Raw genomic sequence first — 25,597 nt, 5'->3', positions numbered from 1 at the left:
CCCCCGCGCATCCGTCCTTCCTGCCGTCGCGGCCCTGCCGCGGCTGCATCGCACTTCAGAACGATGAAATTCCGGAGCCGAAGCGCATGAGTCCTCTGTCCTCCGCACCCGCCAACGCCACACGTGTCGCGCCGCCGCTCGAGGCCGCGCGCAGCTATCCGGCCAAGCCGGCCGACGTGTACCTGTTCGGCACCTGCGTGATCGACGTGTTCTTTCCCGGTGCCGGGATGGACGCGATCCGCCTGCTCGAACGCGAGGGCATCCGGGTGCATTTTCCGCAGGCGCAGAGCTGCTGCGGGCAGCCGGCCTACACCTCGGGTTATACCGACGAGGCGCGCGAGGTGGCGCGCGCGCAGCTCGCGCTCTTCGCCGGCGACTGGCCGGTGGTGATCCCGTCGGGCTCGTGCGCCGGCATGTTCCGCCATCACTACTTCGAGCTCTTCAAGGACGAGCCGGAGACGCTGCAGCAGGTCGCGTCGCTGTCCGCGCGCACCTTCGAGCTCGCCGAGTTCCTGCTGGAGGTGTGCAAGGTCCGCTTCGAGCACACCGGCGCGCCGGTCAGGCTCGCGTTGCACACGTCCTGTTCGGCGCGACGCGAGATGAACACCCACCTGCATGGCCGCGCGCTGCTCGCGCAGCTGGCGGGGGTCGAGCGCGTCGAGCACGACCACGAGAGCGAGTGCTGCGGCTTCGGCGGCAGCTTCAGCGTGCGCATGCCCGAGATCTCGGGCGCCATGGTGCAGGACAAGACCGCCGCGCTGAAGGGTTCGGGCGCGGCCGAGGTGGTGAGCGCGGACTGTGGCTGCCTGCTCAACATCAACGGCTGCTTCGAGAAGCAGGGCGACACGCTTCGCGGCGAGCACCTGGCGAGCTTCCTGCTGCGCCGCACGACTTCCGCGAGCACGGGAGGGGTGCGATGAGCCACGTCGCCGACACCCCCGCGCAGCCGATCGCCTTCACCCGCAACGCGCGCGAGGCGCTCGCCGACGCGCAGCTGCGGCGCAACTTCCGCGGCGCCATGGATGCGCTGATGGACAAGCGCCGCAACCAGTTTCCCGACGGCGACGAGCTCGAGCGCCTGCGCGCCTTCGGCAACCGCGTGCGGGCGCGCGCGCTGTCCAAGCTGCCCGATCTGCTCGAGCGCCTCGAGGCCAATCTCGTCCGCAATGGTGTGCAGGTGCACTGGGCGGAGACGGTGGAGGAGGCCAACGCCATCGTGCATGGCATCGCCGAGCGCCACGCGGCGAGGAAGGTGATCAAAGGCAAGTCGATGGTGTCCGAGGAAATGGAGATGAACCATTACCTCGGTGCGCGCGGCGTCGACTGCCTCGAATCCGACATGGGCGAGTTCATCGTGCAGCTGCGCGCGGAGAAGCCCTCGCACATCATCATGCCGGCGATCCACCTCAACGCCGGCCAGGTCGCGAAGCTGTTCCACGACAAGCTCGCGGTCGAGTACACCGAGGACGTCGATCGCCTCATCCAGATCGGCCGCGAGACCTTGCGGCGCAACTTCTTCGAGGCCGACATCGGCGTCTCGGGGGTGAACTTCGCGATCGCCGAGACCGGCACGCTGCTGCTGGTGGAAAACGAGGGCAACGGCCGCATGTCGACCACGGTGCCGCCGGTGCACATCGCCGTCACCGGCATCGAGAAGGTGGTCGAGAACCTGCGCGACGTGATCCCGCTGCTGTCGCTGCTGACGCGCTCGGCCACCGGCCAGCCGATCACCACCTACGTCAACATGATCTCCGGCCCGCGCAAGGCCGACGAGCTCGACGGCCCGCAGGAAGTCCACCTGGTCCTGCTCGACAACGGCCGCAGCCAGGCCTTCGCGGACGGCGAGCTGCGCCAGACGCTGAACTGCATCCGCTGCGGCGCGTGCATGAACCACTGCCCGGTGTATACGCGGATCGGCGGCCACGCGTACGGCACGGTGTATCCCGGGCCGATCGGCAAGATCGTCACCCCGCACATGCTCGGCCTGGAGACCACCCGCGACCTGCCCACGGCCTCGTCGATGTGCGGCGCCTGCGGCGAGGTGTGCCCGGTGAAGATCCCCATCCCGTCCCTGCTGCGCCGCCTGCGCGAGGAGGCGGTGCGTGCGCCCGCGGCCGAGCCGCATCACGTGCGCGGGCAGGGCGCCAAGCACTCGAGGAAGGAGACCCTGGTGTGGAGGGCGTGGCGCACGCTCAACACCTCTCCGGGCCTGTACCGCGCGGCGATGTACGCGGGCACCCGCCTGCGCGGGCTGATGCCGGCCGACATCGGGCCGTGGACGCGCTACCGCAGCGCGCCGAAACCGGCCGCGCGCAGCCTGCACGAGCTCGCCCGCGAGCATCTGGGCGAGCAATGAACGACGCCAGGAGCGAACCCCGAATGAATGCGAAAGAACGGATCCTCGGCAAGCTGCGCGCCAGCCTCGCGGGGACGACCCCGGTCGCCGACGACTACGACATCGGCCTGGTCACCGATCCCTGGCGCTATGCGGCGGACGAGCGCATCGCGCGCCTGCGCCGCATGCTCGAGGCGGTGCATGGCGAGACGCTCGTCACCACGGTGGCGCAGTGGCCGCAGCGCGTGCTGGAGGCGCTCGCCGCGCGCGGTATCGACGAGCTGCTGGTTTCGCCTGCCACCGTGCACGGCCGCCGCCTGGCGGAGCACGTGCGTGCACAGGATGCGGCGCTGCGCCTGAAGGGCTACGAGAACCCGGTGGAGGCCTGGAAGGACGAGCTCTTCTTCCATACGCCCGCCAGCCTTACCGGCACGCTCGGCGGCATCGCCGCCACCGGCAGCCTGGTGCTGTGGCCGAGCCCGCAGGAGCCGCGCCTGATGAGCCTGGTGCCGCCGCTGCACATCGCGCTGCTGAACGCGAGCGAGGTGCGCGACAACCTCTTCGAGCTCATGCACGCGCAGCGCTGGACCGACGGCCTGCCGACCAACGCGCTGTTGGTGTCGGGACCGTCCAAGACGGCCGACATCCAGCAGACGCTGGCGTACGGTGCGCACGGGCCGAAGGAGCTGCTGGTGCTGGTGATCGAGGACGCCTGAGCGCGGCGCGGATCGTGGGCGCGCCCGGCCGTGTCGACGATCCACACCGCGGCTTGCCGGAGCGGCGGAATCGCGACTCGCGTCGCTCCTACCGCGCGGCTCCGGCGATGCGGAGGTGTTTCCGCGGCTCCGTCGAGGCGCGATCGCGGCGACCGGTCCCTCGCCACGCACCCCGCACCCGCAGCCGCTTCCGTAGGAGCGACGCAAGTCGCGATGTCCGAGACCGGTCCCTCGCCGCGCTTCCCGCACCCGCAGCTTCTTCTGTAGGAGCGACGCAAGTCGCGATGTCCGAGATCGGCCCATCGCCGCGCTTCCCGCACCCGCAGCTTCTTCTGTAGGAGCGACGCAAGTCGCGATCGCGGCGACCGCCTACCGGCGCCGCGTCGCCTCATGAATCGCTGCTCGCGCCTCCGTCGACTCGCCTCACCCCTCCGATGGTGGTCGGAGCTCGAAGCTCGCCCGCACCACCCCCGGCTCCTCCGAGGCCTTGAGCTTGAAGCCCAGGTGCTTCAGCAGGCCGAGCATCGGTTCGTTCTCGCCCATCACCTCGCCCACGAGGCGCTGGATGCCGATCTCGCGCGCGTAGCGCACCAGCTTGTCCATGAGGATCGAGCCCAGGCGCTGGCGCTTGAGGTCGGAACGGATGACGAGGGCGAACTCGGCGGTGTGGTTGTCCGGATCGGCCACCGCGCGCGAAACGCCCAGGGTCTCGGGCTTGCCGTCGGGGCCGGTCGCGGTGGCGATGAAGGCCATCTCGCGGTCGTAGTCGATCTGCGTCAGGCGCGCCATCTCGCGACGCGGGAACTCGGGGATGTAGTTGAAGAAACGATAGATGAAGTCCTCGCGGGTGAGCCGCGACAGGAAGGCGTAGTGCGCCGGCTCGTCCTCGGGGCGGATCGGGCGCAGCAGGATCGGGCGGCCGTCGCGCAGCCGAGAGGGCTCCTCGAGCGCCTTCGGGTAGGGCTGGATCGCCAGCCGGTGCTCGTGGGCGGTGGCCGGACGCAGGCGCATGTGGGCGTCGAGCGCCTGCACGCCGTGCTCGTCGACGAACACCGGGTTGATGTCCATCTCGTGGATCTCGGGATGGTCGACGACGATCTGCGAGACCTTGGTAAGGGTGAGCGCGAGCGCGTCGCGGTCGGCCGCGGGGAGGTGGCTGCGCGCCTCGAGCAGCGCTGCCGCCTTGCTGCGGGTGATGAGGTCGTCGGCGAGCGGCTTGTTGAGCGGCGGCAGGCCGACCGCGAGGCCACGGAAGATCTCCAGCGCGCGACCGCCTTCGCCGAACACGATCACCGGTCCGAACAGCCGGTCGGTGCTGACGCCGATCAGCAGCTGGCGCGCGTGCCCGCGCATCACCATGCGCTGCACGGTGAAGCCGCTCACCGACACCGGCGGCTCGGCGCGGCCGGCGCGCTCGATCATGCCGCGTGCAGCGACCTGGACCGCCTCGGTGCTCTCGAGGTTGAGCGCGACGCCACCGACGTCCCACTTGCGCCGGATGTCGCGCGACATCAGGGTCAAGGCCACCGGCAGGCCGATGCGGCCGGCGATCTGCGCGGCCTCTTCGGGGGTGGCGGCGAGGTGGGTCTGGATGACGGGCACGCCGTAGGCCGCGAGGACGTCCTTGGATTCGGACTCGGTCAGGCTGGCACGCGATTGGGCGAGCGCGCCCTGGATCACCGCGCGCGCGCGCGCGGCGTCGGGCTTGAAGGCTTCGGGTTCGGAGGTCGGCACCTCCATCAGCACCTCGGAGGCGATGCGGTGGCGGTGCATGTGCAGGAAGGCGCTGGCCGCGTGCTCGGGCGAGTCGAAGGTGGCGATGCCGGCGTTGATGAAGAGGTTGCGCTCCTTCTCCACGCTCTCGTCGCCCACCCAGCAGGTCATCAGGTTGATGCCGGTCTCGCGTGCGGTGGCGATGACCTGCTGCGCGGTGTCGATGCTGCTGGATAGCGCGTTCGGGGTGTGGATCAGCAGCACGGCGTCGCCGTCGCGCTCTTCCTGCAGGATCTTGAGCAGGCGCTCGTAGCAGGCCGGCTCGGAGTCGACGCGGATCTCGAGCGGATTGCGTCCGTTCCAGGCCGGCGACATGAAGCGGCGCAGGCGCTCGATGGTCTGCTCCTTGAGCGCCGGCAGGCTGTAGCCGGCAAGGTAGAGGCTGTCCTCCACCATCAGGCCGGCACCGCCGCCGTTGCTCAGCACGACCAGGCGATTGCCGCGCAGCGGGCGGGCGCGCAGCACGGTCTCGGCGGCGCCGAACATTTCTTCGAGCTGATCCACCCGCAGGATGCCGGCGCGGCGCAGCGCCGCGTCGTGCACGTCGTCGTGGCTGACCAGGTTGGGCATCTCGAGGAAGAGCGGGTCGGAGACGCCCATCAGCGGATTGTCGGGCGAGCGTCCGGCCTTGATCGCGATCACCGGTTTGTTGCGCGCGGCGGCGCGCGCGGCCGACATGAAGGCGCGGCGATCCTGGATGGATTCGATGTAGAGCAGGATCGCGCGCGTGCCCGAGTCGGCGGCGAGGAAGTCGAGCACCTCGCCGAAGCCGATGTCCAGGCTGTCGCCGAGCGAGACGAAGTGCGAGAAGCCGACCTTCTTGCGCAGCGCCCAGTCGAGCACCATGGTGCCGACCGTGTCGCGCTGGGAGACGAAGCCGAGCTTGCCGGGGCGCGCGGCGATCTGCGAGAAGGTCGCGTTGAGCCCGAGTCCGGGTACCAGGATGCCCAGCGTGCCGCCACCGAGCAGGCGCATCTCGTAGCGGCGGGTGATCTCGAGGATGCTGCGCTCGATCGGACGGCCGTCGGCGCCGAGCGTGGTGTCGAGCTGGTTGGCCATCACCATCACGGCACGCGCGCCGCGTTCGCCGAGCTCCTCCACCAGGCGGGGCACGAGCGGCGCGGGGGTGCAGATGATCGCCAGGTCGGGCGTCTGCGGCAGCGCGGCGATGCTCGGATAGGTGAGCACGCCCGCCACCGAGGTTCGGCGGGGATTGACCGGCATGATCGGGCCGGCGAACTGGCCCGAAAGCAGGTTGCGCATGAGCACGTTGCCCATGCGGCGCTCGCGCGCGCTCGCGCCGATCACGGCGATCGAGCGTGGATTGAACAGGCTTTTCAGGTGGCGGAAGCTCATCGCCTTGCTCCCCGGGGAGGAATCGCTCGTCTGCAGTTTAATGCATGCCTGCCGCACATGCATGAACTGAATTGCGGCCGGGTCGAGCGGCCCGCCAGCGCCCGGTTCTCCGCGTCGAACTCGAGCTGTCCGGACGAGGTTCAGCCGGCGGCGACGGTGTGCATCAGATAGTTTACGTCCGTGTCGCGGCCGAGCGAGTAGGTCTTGGCGAGCGGGTTGTAGGACAGGCCGATGATCTCCTGCACGTCCAGGTGCGCATTGCGGCAATGGCGGCTGAGTTCGGAGGGCTTGATGAAGCGGGCGTACTCGTGGGTGCCGGCCGGGAGCAACTTGAGCAGGTATTCGGCGCCGACGATCGCGAACAGGTAGGACTTCGGATTGCGGTTGAGCGTGGACAGGAAGACGTGGCCGCCGGGTTTTACCAGCCGGGCGCAAGCGGTGACGATGCTGGCCGGATCGGGGACGTGCTCGAGCATTTCCATGCAGGTGACGACGTCGAAGCGGCCGGGCGATTCCTCGGCGAGTGCCTCTGCGCTCATGTGGCGGTAGTCGACCTTGTGGCCGCTCTCGAAAAGGTGCAGGCGGGCGACGCTGAGCGCCTTCTCGGATAGGTCGATGCCGGTCACCTCGGCGCCGAGCGCGGCCATGCCCTCGGCGAGGATGCCGCCGCCGCAGCCGATGTCGAGCACCTTCTTTCCGGCGAGCGCGGCCTTGCCGTCGATCCAGCCCAGGCGCAGCGGGTTGATCTCGTGCAGCGGACGGAACTCGGAGGCGGGGTCCCACCAGCGGTGGGCGAGGTCGCTGAATTTCTGCAGTTCGGCGGGATCGGCGTTGACGGTGTTCATGGCGTTCGAGGGTCCTTGCTTGCACGCACGGGCACCGGGTGCGCGCGCGCCCGGCACAAACGAAAAAGCCCCGCCGAGGCAGGGCTTTCGGGTTACCGACTCCGGAATTACTTGGAGCCGATGACTTCCACTTCGACGCGACGATCCGGCTGCAGGCAGGAGATCTGCGCGGCGCGGCCACCGACCTTGTCGCACTTGTTGCCGGTCACGGGCTGGGTTTCGCCCTTGCCTTCGGTGTAGACGCGGTTGGCATCGACGCCCTTCGAGACCAGGTAGGTCTTGACGGCGGCGGCGCGACGCTCGGACAGGCGCTGGTTGTAGGTGTTGGAACCCAGGCGGTCGGTGTGGCCGACGGCGAGGATCACTTCCAGCTTGAGCGACTTGGCCTGGGCGGCGAGTTGGTCGAGCTTGGCCTTGCCTTCAGCCTTCAGGACGGCCTTGTCGAAGTCGAACAGGGCGTCGGCCGACAGCTTGACCTTGTCGGCGGTGGGCTTCGGACCCGGAGCCGCGGCAGCAGCCTTCACGGTGCACTTGTCGGCGGGGACGATGTCCTTGTCGCAAGCGCAGCCGACCGGCAGGTCGCCGGCGAGGGCGGTCGAGGCGGCGGCGGGGCTCCAGTAGCCGGTGCGCCAGCACAGGCCGGTGCCGCTGCGAGCGACGACGTTGCGCGCGTCGATCACGTAGGGGATTTCACCCTTGCCGGCGACGACGACGTCGCTGACCTGAGCGAAAGCGCTCGGGGCGGACAGGCCGATCGAGGCGATGGCGGCCAGCATGAGCATCTGCTTCTTGGATTGTTTGATCATGGTTTCCTCTTTGAAGGGCGAGTCGCCGGAATTGCCACTGAACGAAATGAAGACTGGCGAATCTGCCGTCTTCGTGTCGGTTTGTACCAGTATATCCAGTTCAATTACCGAGCTTAGTTTGCCACATCGACACGAGCCGGAGCAATTCGGTGTCGTTAATATGCAACAGCGAGACGCCTTTGTCCACGCGGGTTTCGCCGTCGATCCACACGTGGGAGACGTTTTCGCGACCGCATACGTAGACGAGATGCGACACCGGATCGAAACAGGGCCGGCATTGCGGTGCGGAAAGGTCGAGTGCGCAAAGATCGGCGCATTTGCCTTTTTCGATCGAGCCGATGCGATCGTCCATGCCCAATGCGCGCGCGCCCCCGAGCGTGGCCATGCGCAAGGCGGCATGCGCCGGTACCGCGGTGGCATCCAGGCTGCCGACCTTGGCGAGCAGCGCGGCGTGGCGCATCTCCTGGAGCAGGTCGAGGCGGTTGTTGCTCGCCGCGCCGTCCGTGCCGAGGCCGACCGGGACGCCGGCGGCGAGCAGGCGCGGCACCGGCGCGATGCCGCTGGCGAGCTTCATGTTCGAGGTGGGGCAGTGCGCGACGCTGCAGCCGTGGCGGGCGAGCAGTTCGATGTCGGCCTCGTCCAGATGCACCGCATGGACGCCGATCAGATTGCTGCCGAGCACGCCGAGGCGCGCGAGGCGAGCGAGCGGCCGGCAGCCGTGGACGGCGAGGGAGTCGGCGATCTCTTGTGCGGTCTCGTGGATGTGCACATGGATCGGCAGGCCGAGTTCGTCCGCGAGGGTCTGCACCTGGTGGAAGCTGTCGTCCGAGACGGTGTAGGGCGCGTGCGGGGCGATCGAGAAGCCGAGCCGCGGGTGGCCCTGCCAGCGGTCGCGGGCGGCCAGGCCCTTGCGCAGGTAGTCCTCGGGGTCGCTCGCGTACGAGGTGGGGAATTCCAGCACGACCGCGCCGACCACCGCGCGCATGCCCGCGGCGGCGAAGGCTTCCGCCGCCGCCTCGGGGTGGAAGTACATGTCGCTGCAGGTGGTGATGCCGCCACGGATCATCTCGGCCGCGGCGAGCAGCGTGCCGTCGCGCACGAAGGCGGCGGAAACGTGACGGCTCTCGGCGGGCCAGATCGCCTCCTCCAGCCAGCGCATCAGCGGCAGGTCGTCGGCGATGCCGCGCAGCAGGCTCATCGCGGCGTGGGTGTGCAGGTTCACCAGGCCGGGGATCAGCAGGTGCCGCGGCAGCTCGACCACCTCGTCCGCGACGTAGCGCGTGCGCGCCTCGTCCTGGCCGAGGAGGTCGACGATGCGTCCGCCGCGGATCGCCACCGCGTGGTCGGCGAGCACAGCGTCGCGCGGTTCGACGGGGACGATCCAGCGGGCGTTGATCAGCAGGTCTACGGCTTCGCTCAAGGCGGCTCCTGGCGGGCAGTTGCGGGGAGAGCCTCATTCAAGCATGCGCGGCCCGGGCGGACAATCCCGCGCGTCGCTGCGGGTGTGGAGGCGCACGCCGGCACCGGATCGTGCAACAATCGCGCCGAAGCCCGCCGGCCGCGCGGGCGCCCCCGCCCTGCAAGACAGCATGAACCGGATTCCCGAACGCATCGGCAAGTACAGGATCATCAAGGAAATCGGCCGCGGCGCGACCGCGGTGGTCTATCTCGCCGAGACCCCGGACTACCCCGAGCCGGTGGCGCTCAAGCACGTGCGCTTCGACGACAAGGCGCGCGACGAGGCGAAGTGGAACCGCCGCCTGATCAAGCTGCTGAAGGCCGAGCGCGTGGTGTCGGGCCGCCTCGACCACCCCACATCATCCGTATCCACGATGCCTCGATCGAGCCCGACGAGGCCTACGTGGTGATGGAGTACTTCCCGGGCGGCTCGCTGGAGCGCTACTGCAGCTTCCAGAACCTGCTGCCCATCCATCGCACGATCGGGATCGTGTTCAAGTGCTGCATGGCGCTCGACCACGCTTACCGCCAGGGCATCGTGCACCGCGACATCAAGCCGGCGAACATCCTGGTCGACGAGCAGGACAACGTGAAGATCACCGACTTCGGCCTCGCGCTCAACATCAACAAGAAGCTCGACACCGACTCGACCTTCATCATGGGCGTAGGCTCCCCGGCCTACATGAGCCCGGAGCAGATCAAGGGCTATCCGCTCAACCAGAAGACCGACCTGTATTCGCTCGGCGTGCTGCTGTTCCACATGCTGACCGGACGGCTGCCCTTCCGCGCGAGCAATCCGGCGCAGCTCGTCTATAAGATCATCAACGCCGATCCGCCCTCGGTCTCGCAGCTCAACCCGGACGTGCCCGAGCAGATGGACGCGGTAATCCGCAAGGCGCTCGAGAAGGACCTCTACTCGCGCTACCGCAACGGCGCGGAGTTCGCCAAGGACCTCGCCGCGGTCCGCTACCAGATCCTCGACGAAGGTCACGTGCACCACGACGCCGAGCGCTTCGCGCGCCTGCGCAAACTGGCCTTCTTCACCGAGTTCGAGGACGTGGATCTGTGGGAGGTGATGCGGATCTGCGCCTGGCGCAAGGTCGGCAGCGACCTCGGCCTGATGCGCGAGGGCGACCTCGATCAGCGCTTCGGGATCGTGCTCGAGGGCAAGGTCGAGCTCTCCATCGGCGGGCGGCGGGTGCTGGAGGTGGGGCCGGGCGAGGTTTTCGGCGAGCAGGCCTGGCTCGACCAGCTCGAGCACAAGCAGCTGCTGAGCGCGGTGTCGCTCGACGAGCTCAGCTATCTCGAAGTCAACCCCGCCGCGCTCGCGCTTGCGAGCGAGGAAGTGCTGGAGCGCTTCCGTCGCCAGCTTGGCACCGTCGCCGTGCGCCGGCTTGCGGCGGTGTCGCGCCAGGCGGCCGAGCACGCCCCCGCGGCGGTGCGTGCGGTGCGCGCGGCGCCGGTCGTGCACGACCTGCAGATCGTCGACTACTGAATGAATTGCGGGTGGAGTCCGCCCGCACCCGCCTGAATCCCTCCGAGCCGGGCTGTTTCGGCCAGTCTGTGCGGGCGGGCATCGCGGCTACTGCCCGGCGCCGAGCGTGCGTGCGCGCTCGAGTGCGGCGCTGCGCGCGGCGGCGTCCGGCGCGGCGATCTCCAGCCAGTTGCCCAGGTGCTTGCGCACCAGCGCGGCCAGCGCCTTGATCCAGGCGTCGCGCTCGTTCAGGCAGGGGATGTAGTGGAAGGCCCGGCCGCCCTTCTCCAGGAAGGCTTCCTTGCACTCGAGCGCGATCTCCTCCAGCGTCTCCAGGCAGTCCGCGACGAAGCCCGGGCACATCACGTCGACGCGGCGCACGCCCTCGGCGGCGAGCTGCTCCAGGGTGGGCTGGGTGTAGGGCTTGAGCCATTCTGCCTTGCCGAAGCGCGACTGGAACGTGACCAGTACGCGCTCGCGTGCCACGCCGAGGCCTTCGGCGACGAGGCGGCCGGTCTTGTGGCACTCGCAGTGATAGGGGTCGCCGAGATCGAGCGAGCGCCGCGGCACGCCGTGGAAGCTCAGCAGCAGGCGCTCGGGCTCGCCGTTGGCCGCCCAGTGCTCGCGCACGCTCTTCACCAGCGCATCGATGTAGCCGGGGTCGTCGTGGAAATTGCGCACGAAGCGCATCTCGGGCTGGTTGCGCCAGCGCGCCAGGCTGCTGCCGACCTCGTCGACCACGGTGGCGGTGGTGCTCGCGGAATACTGCGGGTACATCGGCACCACCAGGATGCGGGTGCAGCCGCGCGCGCGCATCGCGTCCAGGGTGTCGCCGATCGCGGGTGCGCCGTAGCGCATCGCGTAATCGATGTCGAGCCCGTCGTAGCCGTCCTTGGCGAGATAGCCGGCGAGCAGCTTGGTCTGACGTACGGTGTGCACCAGCAGCGGTGAGCCCTCGTCGGTCCAGATGCTGGCGTATTTCTGTGCCGAGGCCTTGGGCCGCGTGTTGAGGATGATGCCGTTGAGGATCGGCCACCACACCAGGCGCGGGATCTCGACCACGCGCGGGTCGGAAAGGAACTGCTTGAGGTAGGGACGCAGCGCGGCGGCGGTGGGGGCGGCGGGGGTGCCCAGGTTGACCAGCAGCACGCCGGTGCGCGGCGTGCTGTCGTGACGGTGGATCGGTTCGGGCCGGTAACGGGGCATCGTGGTCCTCGGGTGGGGGCGTGCGCACGGCAAGGCAGGCGCACGCCGGAATCAGTGCTTGGAGGAGAGGGCGTTCGAGAGCAGCCGGGCGGTGATGTCGACGATCGGGATCACGCGGTCGTAGGCCATGCGGGTGGGGCCGATGACACCGAGCGAGCCGACCACCTGGCCGTCGACCTCGTAGGGCGCGGTGATCACGCTGCAGCCGTCGAGCGGGGCGAGGCCGGATTCGCCACCGATGAAGATCTGCACGCCCTCGGCGCGGTTGGACAGGTCGAGCAGCTGGAGCAGGCCGGTGCGCTGCTCGAAGAGCCTGAAGAGCTCGCGCAGCTGCGACATGTTGCTCGACAGGTCCTCGACGTCGAGCAGCTTGGTTTCGCCCGAAAGTACGTAGCTCGCCGCGTTGTCTTCGGCGGCTTCCGAGCCGGCGTCGACGGTCGCGGTCATCAGTTCGCTCATGTCGCTGCGCAGCTGGCGCAGCTCGTCGCCGAGGCGGCGGCGGATCTCCTCGAAGGACAGGCCGGCGAAGTGCTCGTTGAGGTAGGCGGCAGCGCCGTTGAGCTCGGTCGGCGTGTAGGCGCGCCGGGTGATCAGCAGGCGATTCTGCACGTCGCCGCCGGTGGTGACGATGATCAGCAGGATGCGATTTTCGGCCAGGCTGATGAACTCGAACTGGCGGATGCGCACCGCGTCCTTGCGCGGTGCCACCACCACGCCGGCGAACTGGGTGAGTTCGGAGAGCAGGTGCGAGGCCGAGCTGATCAGGCGCTGCGGCTGGTTGGGCAGCAGCTGGCCTTCGAGGGCGCGCACGCGGGCGTTCTCGAGCGGCTGCACGGTGAGCAGCGAGTCGACAAAGAAACGATAGCCGAGCGCGGTCGGGATGCGGCCTGCCGAGGTGTGCGGGCTGGCGATGAAGCCCATCTCCTCGAGGTCGCTCATCACGTTGCGCACCGTCGCCGGCGACAGCTCCAGACCGGAATAGCGCGACAGCGCGCGCGAGCCGACCGGCTGGCCGTCCGCGATGTGGCGTTCGATCAGGGTCTTGAGGAGGATCTGGGAGCGTGCGTCGAGCGGATTCATGGCTGCCTGGAGTCGAGAGGCCGATTCTATTGAAGCACGCCCGCGCTGGCCACTGCGGGCCACCGCGCGCGGGCGCGGCGGTGTCAAGCGCGGGGACGATTGTGGTTTAATCGGCGCCCATGAGCACGCCATTCCGCACGCTTGCCCTCATCGGCAAATATCAGAGCCCCGACGTGGCCGAGTCGGTGCTGTCGATCGCCCGCTTCCTGCGCGATCGCGGCCTTGCGGTGTTGATCGAGCAGGGCACCGCGAGTTCCATCGGCGGCGCCCACGACTTCCCGGTGGCAAGCTACGAGCATATCGGCGCGAGCGCCGACCTCGCGGTGGTGATCGGCGGCGACGGCACCATGCTGCACACCGCGCGCCGGCTGATCGAGCACGGCGTCCCGCTGGTGGGCGTCAACCTCGGCCGCCTCGGCTTCCTCACGGACATCGCGCGCAGCTCGGCCACCGAGCGCCTCGCCGAGATCCTCGACGGCGCCTTCACCGCCGAGGACCGTTTCATGCTCGACGTCGAGGTGCTGCGCGGCGGCGCACGCGTGTTCCACACGCTCGCCCTCAACGACGTGGTGGTGAACAAGGGCGAGCTCGGGCGCATGATCGAGTTCGAGCTGTCGATCGACGAGGAGTTCGTCTACACCCAGCGCTCGGACGGCATGATCGTATCCACCCCCACCGGCTCGACCGCCTACGCGCTGTCGGCCAACGGCCCGATCCTGCACCCGAGCGTGGGCGGGATCGCGCTGGTGCCGCTGTGCCCGCACGCGCTCACCGCACGCCCGATCACGCTGCCCGACTCCTGCCGCATCGACATCGTGCTGCTGCCGCCGCACGACGCCCGGGTGCACTTCGATGGCCAGACCCGTTTCGACCTGCGCGCGGGCGACTGCGTGCGCATGACACGCTCGAGCCGCAGCTTGCGCCTGCTGCATCCCGAGGGCTATTCCTACTTCGCGATGCTGCGCCAGAAGCTGCACTGGAGCGCGGCGCCGAGGGTGTGAGCGCACCCGCCGCCCGATCTCCGCGCCGCCACTCCTCAGGCCCCGTCGTCCCGTCCCAACCCCACCCGCGACCGCCGCTGCCATGCTCCGCCGCCTGACCATCCGTGACTTCGTCATCGTCGATCGCCTCGACCTCGAATTCGCCGCCGGCTTCGGTGCGCTGACCGGGGAGACCGGCGCCGGCAAGTCGATCCTGCTCGATGCGCTCGGGCTCGCGCTCGGCGGGCGCGGCGAGGCAGCCATGGTGCGCAGCGGCCGCGAGCGCGCCGACGTGGCCGCCGAATTCGACCTGCCCGCCGGCGAGGGACTCGCTGCCTGGCTCGTCGAGCAGGAACTGCCCGCCGACGAGGGCATGCTGATCCTGCGCCGCACGATCGATATGGGCGGCCGCAGCCGCGCGTGGATCAACGGCGTGGCGGCCACGCTCGCTCAGCTGCGCGCCGCCGGCGAGTGGCTGGCCGACATCCATGGTCAGCACGCCCACCACGCGTTGCTGCGCACCGACGCGCAGCGTGCCCTGCTCGACGCCCAGGCGGGCGCGGGGGCGCTGGTCGCCGAGGTGGCCGCGCGCCACCGCGAGTGGCAGCGCCTGCTGCGCCTGCAGCGCGAAGCGGAGGCCGACTCGGCGAGCTCGGCGCGCGAGCGCGAGCTGCTCGCCTGGCAGCTGCGCGAGCTCGAGCAGGTCGGCTTCGACATCGAGGAATGGGCGGAGATCAATGCCGAGCACGCTCGCCTGGCCCACGCCGCGAGCCTGATCGAGGGGGCGGAGGCGGCGGTGGTGGCGCTCGGCGAGGGTGAACTTGCGGTGTGCTCCGTGCTGGGCCGCCTCGACGGCCGCATCGCCGCGCTGGCCGACTTCGACGCCGGGCTGGCGGATGTGCGCGAACTGATCTCCGCCGCCGCCATCCAGGCCGACGAGGCCCTGCACGCCCTGCGCCGCTATCGTGACCGGCTCGACCTCGATCCGGGACGTCTCGCCGAGCTCGAGCGCCGCATCGCCGCGGTCATGGAGGCGGCACGCAAGTATCGCGTCCAGCCCGAGGAGCTGCCCGCGCTCGCGCAGCAGTGGCGCGAGCGCCTGGACACATTGGAAGCGACCGCCGATCCGGCGCGCCTTGCCGCGGCGGCGCAGGCGGCGCGGGCCGCCTTCGAGTCCGTCGCGGCCGAGCTCACCGCGGCGCGCCTCCCCGCCGCGCGCCGGCTGTCGGAGGAGATCGCCGCCGCGATGCAGGACCTGGCGATGGCGGGTGGCCGCTTCGAGGTCGCGCTCACACCTTGCGCACCCTCCGCGGCAGGCGTCGAGGAGGTGGAGTTCCGTGTTGCCGCGAATGCCGGCCAGCCGCTGCGCAGCCTCGCCAAGGTGGCTTCCGGCGGCGAACTGTCGCGCATCGGGCTGGCCATCCAGGTCATCACCAGCCGCGACAGCGCGGTGCCCACGCTGATCTTCGACGAAGTGGACGTGGGCATTGGCGGTCGCGTCGCCGAGATCGTCGGCAAGCTGCTCGCCCGCCTCGGGCAGGATCGCCAGGTGCTTTGCGTCACCCACCTGCCCCAGGTGGCGGCCTGCGCGGACTGGCAGTGGCGCATCGCCAAGCGCGAGCAGGGCGGCGAGACGCTGAGCGAGGTCGCGCCGCTCGACGACGCGGCGCGGGTGGAGGAGGTCGCGCGCATGCTCGGCGGCGTGAATATCACCGCGACCACCCGCGATCACGCGGCCGAGATGCTCGGCCGGCGCTGATTTCCGCGTCGTCCACGCGCCCTCGGCGCTGGCGCGCATCCGTCGCGATGCCTCGGTCCGGCGCGGCTTCAGTCCTTCTCGCGCCCGAGGTTGGGGCAGTTCTCGCGCTGGCAGTCGGCGTAGATGTAGAGCGCGTGCTCGCGGATCGCGAAGCCGCGTTCGAGTGCGATCTGGTTCTGCCGACGTTCGATCTCGGCGTCGAAGAACTCCTCGACCTTGCCGCACTGCATGCACACCAGATGGTCGTGATGGCCGCCTTCGGCGAGTTCGAACACCGCCTTGCCCGACTCGAAGTAGTGGCGCTCGAGCAGTCCGGCCTGCTCGAACTGCGTCAGTACGCGGTAGACCGTGGCCAAGCCGATGTCCATGCCTTCGTTCATCAACGTGCGGTATACATCCTCCGCGGTCAGGTGGCGCTGCTCCGAGCTCTGGAAGAGGTCGAGGATCTTCAGGCGGGGGTAGGTCGCCTTCAGGCCGATGCTTTTCAGGTTCCTGGAGTTGTCGGACATGGGCTCTGGATGAGGTTGACTTGCGGGAGATCGGGTTGCGGGAGCCTGCGAAGGCCGTTTGGCCGACCGTTGTCCAGGGACTCGCGGGAGGTCGATGCCAGCCCGTTACGGTGTACGCCGCAGCAGGCAGGAGCCCCCGCGGGCAGTCTCCGGCAATGGCGGTCGAGCGCCGTCGATCGCGGCTATGTTATATTTTTTGCCCCTAACTGAGAACTGCGACCCCGGTCGCATCCCGGCGCCCACTCTCCCATGCGTTCCCTCCTCGCTGCGCTCATCGTCTCTTCCGGCCTGCTTGCAGGCTGCTCCTTCGACTCCGTTGTCGGCCTGGTCGACCCCTACCGGATCGACATCCGCCAAGGCAATTACGTCGACCAGGAGATGGTCGCGCAGCTTCGCCGCGGCATGACCCGCGACCAGGTGCGCTACGTGCTCGGCTCCCCCCTGGTGGTCGACATGTTCCGCAAGGACCGCTGGGATTACGTCTATCGCTTCCGCCCGGGCAGTGGCGAGGCGCAGCAGCGCGTGATCTCGCTGTTCTTCACGGGCGACGTGCTCGACCGCATCGAGGGCGACGTCGCTGCCGCCTCGGGTACGCCCGCCGCGGCGGCGCAGGAGCGCTCGCGCGTGGTCGAGATCCCCCCCGCCAGCGCGCGCTGAGGCGGCGCCCGGGTTCATCCCGGGTCGGCCGTCCGCGCCGGCCCATTGATGCAGGAAAACAATCCGATGTCCCAGATTCGAGTCGCGATCGCCGGTGCCTCCGGGCGCATGGGCAGAATGCTGATCGAGGCCGCGCTGAAGGAGGAGGGCGTCGTGCTCGCCGCCGCCTTCGATCGCAGCGACACCCCCTTCATCGGTCGCGATGCCGGCGAGATGGCCGGCGTGGCCACCGGCGTGCTCATCACCGACGATGCCGCCGCCGCGATCGGCGCGGCCGATTGCGTGATCGACTTCACCCGACCCGAGGGCACGCTCGCGCACCTCGCGCTCGCGCGTGCCGCCGGCAAGGCGATGGTGATCGGCACGACCGGTTTCGATGCCGCCGGCAAGACCGCGATCGCCGCCGCTGCCGAGCACGTTCCCGTGGTCTTCGCGCCCAACATGGCGGTGGGCGTGAACGCGGTGTTCCGCTTGCTCGAGGTCGCCGCGCGCATCCTCTCCGAGGGCTACGACGTCGAGGTCATCGAGGCCCACCACCGCTTCAAGGTCGATGCCCCCTCCGGCACGGCGCTGCGCATGGGCGAGGTCGTCGCCCGCGAGCTTGGACGCGACCTCGAGACCTGCGCTGTCTATGGCCGCGAGGGCCACACCGGCGAGCGCAGCGCCGAGACCATCGGCTTTTCGACGATCCGTGGCGGCGATGTGGTGGGTGACCACACGGTGCTGTTCGCCGGCATCGGCGAGCGCATCGAGATCACCCACAAGTCGGGCAGCCGCATGCCCTATGCGCTCGGCTCGATGCGGGCGGCGCGCTTTCTCGCCGGTCGTGCGAAGGGGCTCTACGACATGCAGGACGTGCTCGGCCTGCGCTGAGGCCTGCCATGAGCGGCGCGGCCGAATCGCGCGGGAGTCCTCCCGATCCCGGTTCCGTCGAGGCGGAGCTCTCCCGCCTGCGCGCCGAGCGCGATGCGGCGCTGCGCAGCCTGGCGCGCGCGCGCCGGCACCTCGACCTGGTGTCGGCGAATGCGGGTGCCGGCGTGTGGTACATGGACCTGCGTGGCGGCTCGATCCGGCTCGACGAACGCTGGCGCAGGCTGCTCGGTTACGACGGCGGGGATGCGGGCGACTGGATGGCGCTGGTGGACGACGAGGGCAGGGCGGCGCTGCAGCAGGCGCTGCGCGCCCACCTCGGCGGAGAAGCGGCCGAGCTGCGCGCGGAGATCCGCATTCGCGCGCAGGACGCGAGCTGGCACTGGATCGAGGTGTGCGGCAACGCGAGCGGCCGCGGCGAGGACGGGCGCTGGGCGCGCGTCGAGGGCACCTACCGTGATGTCACCGAGCGCAAGCTGCGCGAGATCGAACTGCTCCAGGCCAAGGAGGCAGCCGAGGCGGCGAGCCGGGCCAAGGGCGACTTCCTCGCCAACATGAGCCACGAGATCCGCACGCCGATGAACGGCATCATCGGCATGACCGACCTGCTGCTCGACTCCACGATCGCGGGCGAGCAGCGCGAGTACCTGCAGACGGTCAAGTCCTCGGCCGAGGCCTTGCTGACCATCATCAACGACATCCTCGACTTCTCGCGCATCGAGGCTGGCCGCCTGAGCGTCGAGCAGATCGACTTCTCGTTGCACTCGGTGGTGTCGGAGACCTGTCGCGCGCTCGCGCTGCGTGCTTCGCAGAAGGGGCTGGAGCTCTACTATGACGTCGCGCCCGACGTGCCCTCGGTGCTGCGCGGCGACCCCACCCGGCTGCGCCAGATCCTGGTGAATCTCATCGGCAACGCGATCAAGTTCACCGAGCACGGCGAGGTCGAGGTGCGCGTGCGCTGCGTCCAGCGCAACGGCGGCGCGGCCAGCATCGAGTTCCTCGTGCGCGACACCGGCTGCGGCATCGCGCCCGACAAGCTCGAGGCGATCTTCGGTGCCTTCTCGCAGGCGGACAATTCGACCACGCGCAAGTACGGCGGCACGGGCCTCGGTCTGGCGATCTGCCGCCAGCTCACCGAGCTGATGGGGGGCCGGATCGGTGTCGATAGCGTGCCGGGTGCGGGCAGCCGCTTCGAGGTGACCCTGCCGCTGCGCGCGGTCGCCGACCCGACCCCGCTGCGCGTCGGCGCACTCGCCGGGACGCGGGTGCTGGTGGCGAGCGCGAACGCCGCCTTCGCCGATTTCCTGTGCGCGACCCTGCAGGAGGCCGCCCTGCGTGCCGAGGCGGCCTGCAGTGGCGTGGCGGTGGAGCAGGCGCTGGCGCGCGCCGCGGACGGCAGCGATCCCTTCGCGTTCCTGCTGATGGATGCGGACCTGCCGGAGCCGGGCGGCTTCGCGCTGGCGCAGCGCTTCGCCGCCGCGTGGCCGCGGCCGGACCGCATCATTCCGATGATGGCGAGCCACTCGCAGCGCAACGATGCCCTGCGCTGCGAGGAGCTCGGGCTCGGCTACCGCCTCGCCAAGCCCTTCTCGGCCGAGGACCTGCTGGCCGTGCTGCGCATGGCGCAGGGCGGCGAGCGCGAGGCTGCCGAGCCGCCGCCCTTCGAGCTCGCACCGGTCGAGCTGCGCTCCACGGTGGAGCTGCGCTCCACGGTGGGGATGGAGCCGCCGGCGCGCGTGCTCGAGGTATTGGTGGTCGAGGACAACCCGGTCAACCAGACCGTGGCCAAGCGCATGCTCGAGCACGTCGGCCACAGCGTGACGGTGGCGAACAACGGTGAGGAGGCCCTCGAGGCGATCGACAACCGTCACTTCGACGTGGTGCTGATGGACGTGCAGATGCCGGTGATGGGCGGCATCGAGGCCACGCAGGCCATCCGCGCGCGCGAGGCGCGGCGCAGCTGGGTGCTCGCGGGCGACTGGAAGCCGGTGCCGATCATCGCGATGACCGCGCACGCGATGGAGGGCGACCGCGAGCGCTGCCTGCAGGCGGGGATGGACGACTACGTCGCCAAGCCGGTCCGCCCCGAGGCGCTGTTCGCCGCGATCGAGCGCGTGCTGGGTCCGGCGGATGCCGACGAGGCCGCCGGCGACATCACCCTGCTCGAGCTCGATCCTGCCGACCGTCGCCGCATCGCCTGCCTCGACGACGCGCGCGCGATGTTCGCAGGCGAGGACGGGGTGGTCGAGCAACTGGTCGAGGTCTTCCTGCGCGATCTGCCGCGCACGGTCGCCGACTTGCACAAGGGCGCCGCCGACATGGATTTCGCGCGCCTGCGCGAGCTCGGGCACATGATCAAGGGCTCGGTCGGGGTGTTCTCGGCGCAGCGTGCGGTGGATGCCGCGCGCCGTCTGGAGGAGCTGGCCGCGGCGGGCGATCCGCGCGCGCTGACCAGCCAGGCGGGCCTTGCGGCGCGCGAGATCGAGCTGCTCGGCGAGGTTCTGCGGGAAGAAACGGCCTGCGGCGGGTGAGCGGAGGTGCGCGGGCGATTTGCCTTGAATCCGCCGGAAATATACAATTGAAAGGTTTTCGAAGCGGGATCGGCCCGGAGGCCCGTCCCGCTTTTTGTACATATCGGGCGCGTCGTTCGCGTGCCCGCATGACTTCCCAAGCAGATTCCAGGAGCTTCTCGTGAGTGCATTCCCGCCCGCCCTTCTTGCGCTCGCCGATGGAACCGTCTTCCACGGCAAGGGTATCGGCGCGGTTGGCAGCACGGTCGGCGAGGTGGTGTTCAACACCTCGATGTCGGGGTATCAGGAAATCCTGACCGACCCGAGCTATTGCCGCCAGATCGTCACCCTGACCTATCCGCATATCGGCAACACCGGCATCAACCCCGAGGACATCGAGTCCTCGCGCGTGCAGGCGGCCGGTCTGGTCATCCGCGACCTGCCCATCCTGCCGTCCAACTTTCGCATGACCCAGCGCCTGGACGCCTACCTGCGCGCCGAGAAGGTGGTCGCGATCGCAGGCCTCGACACCCGCAAGCTCACCCGCGTGCTGCGCGAGAAGGGTGCGCAGGCGGGCTGCATCGTCACTGCGGCCGCGGGCCAGGCGCTCGACGCCGAGGCTGCCGTGGCCCAGGCGCGCGCCTTTCCCGGCCTCGCGGGCATGGACCTCGCCAAGGTCGTCAGTGTCGCCGAGCGCTATGAATGGAAGCAGGCCGAGTGGGCGCTCGGGAGCGGCTACAGCGACCGCGCCGACGGGCGCTTCCACGTCGTCGCCTACGACTTCGGCGTCAAGTACAACATCCTGCGCATGCTGGTCGAGCGCGGCTGCCGCCTCACGGTGGTGCCGGCGCAGACGCCGGCATCCGAAGTGCTGGCGCTGAATCCGGATGGGGTGTTCCTGTCCAACGGCCCCGGCGACCCCGAGCCCTGCGACTACGCGATCGCCGCGATCCGCGAGCTCGTCGCCGCGCGCATGCCGACCTTCGGCATCTGCCTCGGCCACCAGCTGCTGGCGCTGGCCTCGGGCGCGAAGACCATGAAGATGCCCACCGGTCACCATGGCGCCAACCATCCGGTCAAGGATCTCGACACCGGCAAAGTGCTGATCACCAGCCAGAACCACGGCTTCGCGGTCGATCCGGCGACCATGCCGGCGAACCTGAAGGTGACGCACGTATCCTTGTTCGATGGCACCAATCAGGGGATTGCGCGCACCGACGTGCCCGCCTTCTCCTTCCAGGGACACCCGGAAGCGAGCCCCGGGCCGCATGACGTCGCCTACCTGTTCGACCGCTTCATCGGTCTGATGGAAGCCGCCAAGTAACCCGGCCCGCGGCAGGCTGCGGCCTGCCCCCCAGTTTTTGACGCGCGACAGTCGCGGCGTCGAGGAATCATCGAGGCAAGACAATGCCGAAACGTACAGACATCAAGACCATCCTGATCATCGGCGCCGGCCCGATCATCATCGGCCAGGCCTGCGAGTTCGACTATTCCGGCGCCCAGGCCTGCAAGGCCCTGCGCGAGGAAGGCTACAAGGTCATCCTGGTCAACTCGAACCCGGCGACCATCATGACCGACCCGGAGACGGCCGACGTCACCTACATCGAACCGATCACCTGGCAGGTGGTCGAGCGCATCATCGACAAGGAGCGTCCCGACGCGATCCTGCCGACCATGGGCGGCCAGACCGCGCTCAACTGCGCGCTCGACCTCGGTCGCCACGGCGTGCTCGCCAAGTACGGCGTCGAGCTCATCGGCGCTTCGGAAGAGGCGATCGACAAGGCGGAGGACCGCCTCAAGTTCAAGGACGCGATGACCAGGATCGGTCTCGGCTCCGCGCGCTCGGGCATCGCCCACAGCATGGAAGAGGCGCTCCAGGTCCAGGGTGGCATCGGCTTCCCGGTGATCATCCGCCCGAGCTTCACGCTCGGCGGCACCGGCGGCGGCATCGCCTACAACATGGAAGAGTTCCAGGAGATCTGCAAGCGCGGCCTCGAGGCGAGTCCGACCAACGAGCTGCTGATCGAGGAGTCGCTGCTGGGCTGGAAGGAATACGAGATGGAGGTCGTGCGCGATCGCGCCGACAACTGCATCATCGTGTGCTCGATCGAGAACCTCGACCCGATGGGCGTGCACACCGGCGACTCGATCACCGTCGCGCCGGCGCAGACGCTCACCGACAAGGAATACCAGATCATGCGCAACGCCTCGATCGCGGTGCTGCGCGAGATCGGGGTGGACACGGGCGGCTCGAACGTGCAGTTCGCCATCAATCCCCAGGACGGTCGCATGATCGTCATCGAGATGAACCCGCGCGTGTCGCGTTCGTCGGCGCTGGCCTCCAAGGCCACCGGTTTCCCGATCGCAAAGGTCGCGGCCAAGCTGGCGGTGGGCTACACCCTCGACGAGCTGCGCAACGACATCACCGGTGGCGCCACCCCGGCGTCCTTCGAGCCTTCGATCGACTACGTCGTCACCAAGATCCCGCGCTTCGCGTTCGAGAAATTCCCCCAGGCCAACGACCGCCTGACCACCCAGATGAAATCGGTGGGCGAGGTCATGGCGATGGGCCGCAGCTTCCAGGAATCCTTCCAGAAGGCGCTGCGTGGGCTGGAGGTCGGCGTGTATGGCCTGGACGAGGTCGAGGCCGACCGCGAGGATCTCGAGCACGAGATCGCCAGCCCGGGCGCGCAGCGCATCTGGTACGTGGGCCAGGCTTTCCGCGAGGGTATGAGCCTCGAGCAGGTTTTCAACCTGTCCAAGATCGACCCCTGGTTCCTCGCCCAGATCGAGGACATCGTGCTCTCCGAGAAGGCGCTCGCCGGGCGCTCGCTGAAGGCGCTGCAGGCCGCCGAGCTGCGCGAGCTCAAGAAGAAGGGCTTCTCCGACCGCCGCCTGGCCAAGCTGCTCAATGCTGACGAGACCGCGGTGCGCCTGCATCGGCATACGCTGGGCGTGCGCCCGGTGTTCAAGCGCGTCGACACCTGCGCGGCCGAGTTCGCCACCTCCACCGCCTACCTGTATTCGTCCTACGAGGACGAGTGCGAGGCGATGCCGACCGAGCGCAAGAAGATCATGGTGCTCGGCGGTGGTCCCAACCGCATCGGCCAGGGCATCGAGTTCGACTACTGCTGCGTGCATGCGGCGCTCGCCCTGCGCGAGGATGGCTACGAGACCATCATGGTCAACTGCAACCCGGAGACGGTGTCCACCGACTACGACACCTCGGACCGCCTGTACTTCGAGCCGATCACGCTCGAAGACCTGCTCGAGATCGTGCACATCGAGAAGCCGGTCGGCGTGATCGTGCAGTTCGGCGGCCAGACTCCGCTCAAGCGCGCGCAGGCGCTCGAAGCCAACGGCGTGCCGATCATCGGCACCAGCCCCGACATGATCGACGCCGCCGAGGACCGCGAGCGTTTCCAGCAACTGCTCGTCGAGCTCGGTCTGCGTCAGCCGCCCAACCGCACCGCGCGGACGCCCGCCGAAGCCGTGCGCCTCGCGGCCGAGATCGGCTATCCGCTGGTGGTACGCCCGTCCTACGTGCTGGGTGGCCGCGCGATGGAGATCGTGCACGAGCAGAAGGACCTCGAGCGCTACATGCGCGAGGCGGTCAAGGTCTCGAACGAGTCGCCGGTGCTGCTCGACCGCTTCCTCAACGACGCCACGGAGGTGGACGTCGATGCGCTGTCCGACGGCAAGCAGGTGATGATCGGCGGCATCATGGAGCACATCGAGCAGGCCGGCGTGCATTCGGGCGACTCGGCCTGCTCGCTGCCACCCTATACCCTGTCGGCGAGGCTGCAGGACGAGTTGCGCCGCCAGACCGAGGCCATGGCGCGCGCGCTGAAGGTCGTCGGCCTGATGAACGTGCAGTTCGCGATCCAGGGCGAGGGCGACAATGCGGTCGTCTATGTGCTCGAGGTGAACCCGCGCGCCTCGCGCACCGTGCCCTTCGTCTCCAAGGCCTGCTCGCTGCCGCTGGCCAAGATCGCCGCGCGCTGCATGGCGGGTCAGAGCCTGGCCGAGCAGGGCGTCAGCGGTGAGATCGTTCCGCCTTACTACTCGGTCAAGGAGGCGGTGTTCCCGTTCGTGAAGTTCCCCGGCGTGGATACCATCCTCGGGCCCGAGATGAAGTCCACCGGCGAGGTCATGGGCGTGGGCCGCAGCTTCGCCGAGGCCTTCGTGAAGAGCCAGATGGGCGCGGGCGTGCGCCTGCCAACCGCGGGCACGGTGTTCATCAGCGTGCGTCCGACCGACAAGCCGGTCGCGATCGAGGTCGCGCGCGAGCTGCACGAGATGGGCTTCGCGCTGGTGGCCACCCGCGGCACCGCAGCGGCGATCGAGGCCGCCGGGATCCCGGTGGGCGTGGTCAACAAGGTCAACGAGGGCCGTCCGCACATCGTCGACATCATCAAGAACGAGGAGATCGTGCTGGTGATCAACACCGTCGACGAGAAGCGCCAGGCGATCGCTGACTCGCGCTCGATCCGCACCAGCGCGCTCGCCGCAAAGGTGTCGATCTTCACCACCATCGAGGGCGCGCGCGCCGCGTGCATGGGCATGCGCCACCTTTCGAACGGTCTCGAGGTGTATTCCGTGCAGGGCCTGCACGCCGAACTGAAGCAGCAAGCATGAACAAGACCCCGCTTACCGTCGCCGGCGCCGAGAAGCTGCGCACCGAACTCCATCGACTGAAGACCGTCGAGCGCCCCAACGTGATCGCCGCGATCGCCGAGGCGCGGTCGCACGGCGACCTCTCCGAGAACGCCGAGTACGAGGCTGCCAAGGATCGCCAGGGCTTCATCGAGGGCCGCATCATGGAGGTCGAGTCCAAGCTCGCCAACGCGCAGATCATCGATCCGACACTGCTCGATGCGGACGGTCGCTGCGTGTTCGGCGCCACGGTCGAGCTCGAAGACCTCGAGTCCGGCCAGGTCGTGACCTACCAGATCGTCGGCGACGATGAAGCCGACATCAAGGACAACAAGATCTCGATCAGCTCGCCGATCGCGCGTGCGCTGATCGGAAAATACGCGGGGGACATCGCCGAGGTGCAGGCGCCCGGCGGGGTGCGCGAGTACGAGATCCTGGACGTGCGCTACGTCTGATCTGCACCTTGCCGGCGTGGCGATGAAGAGGGCGGTGCGATGCACCGCCCCTTTGTTTGCAGCCTCGGCGCAAGGCGAGCCGGGCGGGTGGGCGAGCCGGGCGGGTGCGGCTCAGCGGCCGCGTGCGGCGCCGCGTCCGCGCGGGGCGGGCG

At 69.1% G+C, this 25,597-nt stretch carries 18 protein-coding genes and 1 pseudogene; 12 read left to right on the top strand and 7 right to left on the bottom strand.

What is annotated here, in order from left to right; all coding sequences use genetic code 11:
* Positions 1–86: 86 nt before the first annotated feature.
* Genes C665_RS06630 through C665_RS06620 form a run of 3 tightly spaced genes read left to right on the top strand, consistent with a single transcriptional unit; the run spans position 87 to position 3,051 of the window.
* The gene (locus C665_RS06630) at positions 87–920 is read left to right on the top strand and encodes a (Fe-S)-binding protein (RefSeq protein ID WP_004303507.1); all 834 of its coding nucleotides are present in this window, start codon (positions 87–89) and stop codon (positions 918–920) included.
* Positions 917–2,356 carry a LutB/LldF family L-lactate oxidation iron-sulfur protein gene (locus C665_RS06625; RefSeq protein ID WP_004303506.1) on the top strand — a complete coding sequence of 480 codons (1,440 nt, stop codon included), beginning with the start codon at positions 917–919 and terminating at the stop codon, positions 2,354–2,356. The genes C665_RS06630 and C665_RS06625 overlap by 4 nt, the downstream gene beginning before the upstream one ends.
* A gap of 23 nt (positions 2,357–2,379) precedes the next feature.
* On the top strand, positions 2,380–3,051 hold the full coding sequence (locus C665_RS06620) for a LutC/YkgG family protein (protein ID WP_004303504.1): 672 nt from the start codon (positions 2,380–2,382) through the stop codon (positions 3,049–3,051).
* Positions 3,052–3,474: 423 nt separating this feature from the next.
* On the opposite strand, the gene C665_RS06615 is transcribed toward C665_RS06620, so the two are convergent.
* The 4 genes from C665_RS06615 to C665_RS06600 form a co-directional block, all read right to left on the bottom strand.
* The gene (locus tag C665_RS06615; protein ID WP_004303503.1) at positions 3,475–6,180 is read right to left on the bottom strand and encodes a bifunctional acetate--CoA ligase family protein/GNAT family N-acetyltransferase; all 2,706 of its coding nucleotides are present in this window, start codon (positions 6,178–6,180) and stop codon (positions 3,475–3,477) included.
* Between the two features lie 140 nt (positions 6,181–6,320).
* The gene (ubiG, locus tag C665_RS06610) at positions 6,321–7,025 is read right to left on the bottom strand and encodes a bifunctional 2-polyprenyl-6-hydroxyphenol methylase/3-demethylubiquinol 3-O-methyltransferase UbiG (protein WP_004303501.1); all 705 of its coding nucleotides are present in this window, start codon (positions 7,023–7,025) and stop codon (positions 6,321–6,323) included.
* A 107-nt stretch (positions 7,026–7,132) separates the two neighbouring features.
* On the bottom strand, positions 7,133–7,831 hold the full coding sequence (locus C665_RS06605) for an OmpA family protein (protein ID WP_004303499.1): 699 nt from the start codon (positions 7,829–7,831) through the stop codon (positions 7,133–7,135).
* Between the two features lie 100 nt (positions 7,832–7,931).
* Positions 7,932–9,251, bottom strand: coding sequence for a TRZ/ATZ family hydrolase (locus C665_RS06600; protein ID WP_004303498.1), 1,320 nt, complete (start codon positions 9,249–9,251; stop codon positions 7,932–7,934).
* A 169-nt stretch (positions 9,252–9,420) separates the two neighbouring features.
* On the opposite strand from C665_RS06600, the pseudogene C665_RS06595 reads away from it, so the two are divergent.
* Positions 9,421–10,784 (top strand): annotated as a pseudogene (locus tag C665_RS06595) (serine/threonine protein kinase).
* Between the two features lie 87 nt (positions 10,785–10,871).
* Here the strand turns inward: C665_RS06595 and hemH are convergent.
* Positions 10,872–11,969, bottom strand: coding sequence for a ferrochelatase (hemH, locus tag C665_RS06590; RefSeq protein WP_004303496.1), 1,098 nt, complete (start codon positions 11,967–11,969; stop codon positions 10,872–10,874).
* A gap of 51 nt (positions 11,970–12,020) precedes the next feature.
* Complete coding sequence (hrcA, locus tag C665_RS06585) at positions 12,021–13,049, bottom strand: heat-inducible transcriptional repressor HrcA (protein ID WP_004303494.1); 1,029 nt, start codon at positions 13,047–13,049, stop codon at positions 12,021–12,023.
* 119 nt (positions 13,050–13,168) lie between these two features.
* Here hrcA and C665_RS06580 point away from each other — a divergent pair, with 119 nt between their 5' ends.
* Positions 13,169–14,050: an NAD kinase gene (locus tag C665_RS06580; protein WP_004303492.1), complete on the top strand. Its 882-nt coding sequence runs from the start codon at positions 13,169–13,171 to the stop codon at positions 14,048–14,050.
* A gap of 82 nt (positions 14,051–14,132) precedes the next feature.
* Positions 14,133–15,788 carry a DNA repair protein RecN gene (recN, locus tag C665_RS06575; RefSeq protein ID WP_004303490.1) on the top strand — a complete coding sequence of 552 codons (1,656 nt, stop codon included), beginning with the start codon at positions 14,133–14,135 and terminating at the stop codon, positions 15,786–15,788.
* A gap of 68 nt (positions 15,789–15,856) precedes the next feature.
* Here recN and fur read toward each other — a convergent pair whose 3' ends face one another.
* The gene (gene fur, locus C665_RS06570; RefSeq protein ID WP_004303488.1) at positions 15,857–16,297 is read right to left on the bottom strand and encodes a ferric iron uptake transcriptional regulator; all 441 of its coding nucleotides are present in this window, start codon (positions 16,295–16,297) and stop codon (positions 15,857–15,859) included.
* Positions 16,298–16,546: 249 nt separating this feature from the next.
* On the opposite strand from fur, the gene C665_RS06565 reads away from it, so the two are divergent.
* The 6 genes from C665_RS06565 (at position 16,547) to greA (ending at position 25,445) form a co-directional block, all read left to right on the top strand.
* Positions 16,547–16,954: an outer membrane protein assembly factor BamE gene (locus C665_RS06565; RefSeq protein WP_004303486.1), complete on the top strand. Its 408-nt coding sequence runs from the start codon at positions 16,547–16,549 to the stop codon at positions 16,952–16,954.
* 66 nt (positions 16,955–17,020) lie between these two features.
* Positions 17,021–17,827, top strand: coding sequence for a 4-hydroxy-tetrahydrodipicolinate reductase (gene dapB, locus C665_RS06560; RefSeq protein ID WP_004303484.1), 807 nt, complete (start codon positions 17,021–17,023; stop codon positions 17,825–17,827).
* 8 nt (positions 17,828–17,835) lie between these two features.
* A complete protein-coding gene (locus C665_RS06555) occupies positions 17,836–20,355 on the top strand; it encodes a response regulator (protein WP_004303482.1) in 2,520 nt (839 codons plus the stop codon).
* A gap of 160 nt (positions 20,356–20,515) precedes the next feature.
* On the top strand, positions 20,516–21,658 hold the full coding sequence (gene carA, locus C665_RS06550; RefSeq protein WP_004303480.1) for a glutamine-hydrolyzing carbamoyl-phosphate synthase small subunit: 1,143 nt from the start codon (positions 20,516–20,518) through the stop codon (positions 21,656–21,658).
* Positions 21,659–21,741: 83 nt separating this feature from the next.
* Complete coding sequence (gene carB / locus C665_RS06545) at positions 21,742–24,972, top strand: carbamoyl-phosphate synthase large subunit (protein ID WP_004303478.1); 3,231 nt, start codon at positions 21,742–21,744, stop codon at positions 24,970–24,972.
* Positions 24,969–25,445 carry a transcription elongation factor GreA gene (greA, locus tag C665_RS06540; RefSeq protein WP_004303476.1) on the top strand — a complete coding sequence of 159 codons (477 nt, stop codon included), beginning with the start codon at positions 24,969–24,971 and terminating at the stop codon, positions 25,443–25,445. The genes carB and greA overlap by 4 nt, the downstream gene beginning before the upstream one ends.
* Positions 25,446–25,597: the final 152 nt, after the last annotated feature.

This window comes from Thauera aminoaromatica S2 (assembly GCF_000310185.1).
Lineage (GTDB): Bacteria > Pseudomonadota > Gammaproteobacteria > Burkholderiales > Rhodocyclaceae > Thauera > Thauera aminoaromatica.
This window is presented reverse-complemented; position numbering and strand designations above follow the sequence as displayed.